Source organism: Litorisediminivivens sp. KMU-197, assembly GCF_056858395.1.
The window spans coordinates 1-1,185 of record NZ_JBXEQG010000030.1 but is presented as its reverse complement, the minus strand read 5'-3'; the positions used below and the strand labels follow the sequence as shown (position 1 = coordinate 1,185).

Below are 1,185 nucleotides of genomic sequence, written 5' to 3'. Positions count from 1 at the left end.
TGCTCTGCCCCCTGAAAACTGGACCGTTCGAAGCTGGAGTTTTCGGCTAAGCTTTCCTGGCTGGGAGAGGAGCGGAAACGCATGAAGGCATCGAAGTTCACGGAGGCGCAAAAGGCGTTCATCCTGAAGCAAGGCGAGCAGGGAACGCCGGTCGCGGAGATCTGTCGCAAGGCGGGGATCAGCCAGGCGACCTACTTCAACTGGAAAAAGAAATACGGCGGTCTGCTGCCGGACGAGATGCGTCGGTTGAGGGCGCTCGAGGACGAGAACACACGGCTGAAGAAGATCGTGGCCGACCTGACACTCGATCGGGAGATGTTGCAGGACGTTATCCGCCGAAAGCTCTGAAGCCTGGCCGGATGCGCGAACTGGTTCGCGGGATGTGCATCGATTGGGGCGTATCGATCCGCGGGGCTTGTGGGGCCCTTCGCTTCGACACCTCCACGTTCCACTACAAGTCCCGCCGCACCGACCAGGCGGCCGTCGAACGGCGGATCAAGGAGATCGCGGAGACGCGGGTGCGCTACGGTTACCGCCGCGTCCACGTGCTGTTGCGGCGTGAGGGATGGGTGATCAACATGAAGAAGACCCGCAGGATTTACAACGAGTTGGGCCTGCAGCTGAGGAACAAGCATCCGAAGCGGAGGGTGAAGGCCAAGCTGCGGGAGGATCGCAAGGAAGCGGTCGGTCCGAACGATGTCTGGGCTATGGACTTCGTCCACGATCAGCTGGCCATGGGCAAGAAGCTCCGAATTCTGACCGTCGTCGATACCCACTCGCGGCTGTGTCCAGCGGCCGATCCGCGGTTCGCCTACCGGGGGGAGGATGTGGTGCAGACGCTGGAGAAGGTCTGCGGCAGGATCGGCTACCCGAAGACGATCAGGGTCGACAATGGCAGCGAGTTCATCTCCCGCGACCTCGACCTCTGGGCCTATGCCAACGACGTCACCCTGGACTTCTCGCGGCCCGGCAAGCCCACGGACAACGGCTTCATCGAGGCCTTCAACAGCAGGCTCCGGGCGGAATGTCTGAACGCCCACTGGTTCATGAGCCTTGCCGACGCCCGCGAAAAGCTGGAAGGTTGGCGTAGACACTACAACGAGGACCGACCCCACAGCGCGATCGGATACAACGTCCCGATCGACATGCATTATCCCGATGGCGCAGCCAGCCCGTCATCGTGAG

The 1,185-nt window shown here is 61.8% G+C and carries 1 protein-coding gene; it reads left to right on the top strand.

Going from position 1 to position 1,185, the window contains the following annotated elements; all coding sequences use genetic code 11:
* Positions 1-81: 81 nt before the first annotated feature.
* A protein-coding gene (locus AC04PT_RS20075) for an IS3 family transposase (RefSeq protein WP_482875565.1) occupies positions 82-1,184 on the top strand; the annotation gives its coding sequence in 2 pieces (ribosomal slippage) (positions 82-343 and positions 343-1,184; 1,104 coding nt in all).
* Position 1,185 lies beyond the last annotated feature (1 nt).